At 62.4% G+C, this 2447-nt stretch carries 3 protein-coding genes; 1 reads left to right on the plus strand and 2 read right to left on the minus strand.

The window, feature by feature from the left end; genetic code table 11:
• Positions 1 to 30: 30 nt before the first annotated feature.
• Positions 31 to 1305, minus strand: coding sequence for an aconitase X catalytic domain-containing protein (locus R2855_20045; protein MEZ4533298.1), 1275 nt, complete (start codon positions 1303 to 1305; stop codon positions 31 to 33).
• On the minus strand, positions 1302 to 2078 hold the full coding sequence (locus R2855_20050; protein MEZ4533299.1) for a creatininase family protein: 777 nt from the start codon (positions 2076 to 2078) through the stop codon (positions 1302 to 1304). Before R2855_20050 ends, R2855_20045 begins: the two co-directional genes overlap by 4 nt.
• 68 nt (positions 2079 to 2146) lie before the next feature.
• Between R2855_20050 and R2855_20055 the strand changes: the two genes are divergently transcribed.
• The coding region (locus R2855_20055) for a cyclic-di-AMP receptor (GenBank protein MEZ4533300.1) at positions 2147 to 2447 on the plus strand (301 nt) is incomplete at its 3' end.

A 2447-nucleotide genomic window follows, 5' to 3' on the forward strand; every position in this document is an offset into this window, starting at 1 on the left:
CGTCGACCAGCGGCTTGCCGCAAATGCGCGCTACCGCCATGCCGAATCGTCCACCGCTGCCCGGCCGCTGACGGCAGCCTCGATGCATTCCCGTGTCGAGCCGTAGATCGAGTCGACACCGATGATCCCCGGCCCGTGATGCGCGTATTTCCCCGAGTTAGTCATCAATACCTTCGCGCCTGGTTTCACCAATGGCGCTACCGCAATGCAGGTATCCACTACCACACTTGTTCCAAAGGTCTCGATCTCGTGCAACGCGCCGGTGCGCTCCAGAATCTCCTTGATGGCTCGGCTTGTGGTCAGATAGACCTGCAGGCCGGGCTTCGCATGTCGTCCGCGCATCAGTTCAGCGAGTTCGACACACTCGCGCAGGCTGGCATGGGGACTCCCAAACGCCACCACATCGACGTCTGCCGACGTTGCTGTCGTGAGTGTGTTCCGCACCGCTCGCAGCTGCTCTGGCGTGACGAGAACCGACTGCGACGGCCGCTCGCCCTGAAACGCGTGCTCCAAATCGGGAGCCTCAGGAGTCACGCCAACGATATGGAACAACGCGATTGCGCCGGATGAAGCCGCTGCTGCCGCCAGCGCCTTCAGTTGATCGCTGGTCGGATCGACGTCGAGCCCGTCGATCACGGGCACGCCGCTGGAAACTGATTGCCCAAGCAGATAGCCAAGCACCGGATAGAAATCGTCGCGCTCCTGCAACGCGCGTGATATGCCAGCGAGGCGGAAGTGATGCGTTCCTTTCCGATGCTCGGTCAAATGCAGACCCGACGCCGGAACCCGCCCGGTGAGGGCGCAGGAAATGTCGAGATAGTCTCCGTATCGGTTGGTGCGGGCGCCGATGACCGAATTTGCATAGGCGACGGCATTCGATTCGGACCACGCGATTTGCTCTCCGAAGACCGGAGTCGCCTCGGTGTGATAAGGAGCGCAGGTGAAACCCGGCACTGCGCCCATGCGCACATAGGCCATGCCGAGCCGGTAAGCATTGTCGGCAAACTGCGGATCCTGGCCAAGCGCTCGCCAATTGGTGCGATCCATCGACATGACATTGAGCGAGGTTGGCACCCGTACCCGTCCCCCCAGGTCGGCCAACCTTTCCGCAAACGCGAGGCCTGCATTTCCCTCGTAGACAATGCCGTCGATGTGCGCTTTCGTGACTTCGATGAAGCGGTTGGCTCCGTAGAGCGGAGCAACCCGGGTGAGGATGCGCATGGCAAGCGCCGCCGCCGGGCCATCGTCACCCGCCAGCATGCCGCGCTCGGTTTCGGTCAGATGGAGCGAATGCGCGCCGCTCATGGTCTGTCGACTTTCTGCAGGTAGCTCTCGACGATGATCGCCCCCAGTTCCGCAAGAAGCCGTTTGCCCTCCTCGGCAGACGCACTAGCGGGATTCCCAAAGTAGGCCAATGACCCGCCGGCTTCGTCGAACGTGCTCGCACCCGACCTCAGCGCCGCGGGAAGATCGATCGACACCGGCTCGAGATCGGCAAGCAAATCGGTTCGCACCGAGTCGGGACTCGCCGCAAGCACGATAGACGTCTCATAGCTCCCAGCGTGCCGACTTCCGCCGGAAAACTCGGCGCCCAACCGCTCAGCCCAGCCCCGTTGCCGGTAGTCGACGGCATGGATCACCCGGCCAACATCTGCCGAGACGGTTGCGCACGCATCGAGAATCGCATCGAAATGCGCTGGTTCCAGGTGGGCATTGACAACCACCACATCAGACGGTCCCATCGCGCTCAACCCGCGCAACACCCACTCGAGATACAAGCGGAACGGCTCGGGAGCCACGGGCGTTGTACCTGGAAAGGAAGCGCCGACGAACGAGACGCCGTACCAAATCGGCGGCGCAATCCATGCCTGGCGGCCTATCGCCTGGAATCGATGAGCCGCGCTCCCAGCGGCGGCTTGCGCAATAATGACGTCCGTGTCGAGTCCCAGGTGGGGACCATGCGCCTCGACGGCGCCTATCGGCAGAAGAACGATCGAGCGCGAATCAAGCGATTCGCTGATCTCGGTCCATGCGAGTGACGCAAGCAAGCGTCCTGACGTTTTCGGATCGGAACCCACGTGCACGCCCTCAGCGACGAACTTTTCACAGCAACGCACCAGACGACCAGACGGAAGGTGACCGGCAAGTGAAACTCATCGTAGCGATTGTGCAAGCGTACGACACGGATCCCCTGCTTCGAAATGTCACAAGCGCTGGATTCCGCGTCACGCGCATTCAGAGCACCGGGGGATTCCTGCGGGCGGGCAATTCCACCGTCCTCATGGGCGTCGAGGACGAACGCGTTTCCGAGTGCCTGGAGCTCATTCGGGCCAGCTCACGCTCGCGGGTGGAGGTGGTGCCCGATGAGCTCGATGCCGAACTCTATGAGCTCACCGGGGCCGACGTGCACACCGTGTCGGTAGGAGGCGCGGTTGTGTTCGTCCTCC

The sequence above is a fragment of the Thermomicrobiales bacterium genome (assembly GCA_041390825.1).
Lineage (GTDB): Bacteria > Chloroflexota > Chloroflexia > Thermomicrobiales > UBA6265 > JAMLHN01.

Coding starts and splice junctions, on each gene's coding strand:
- R2855_20045 (MEZ4533298.1), bottom strand. CDS start 1,305: ATGAGCGGCGCGCATTCGCTCCATCTGACCGAAACCGAGCGCGGCATG.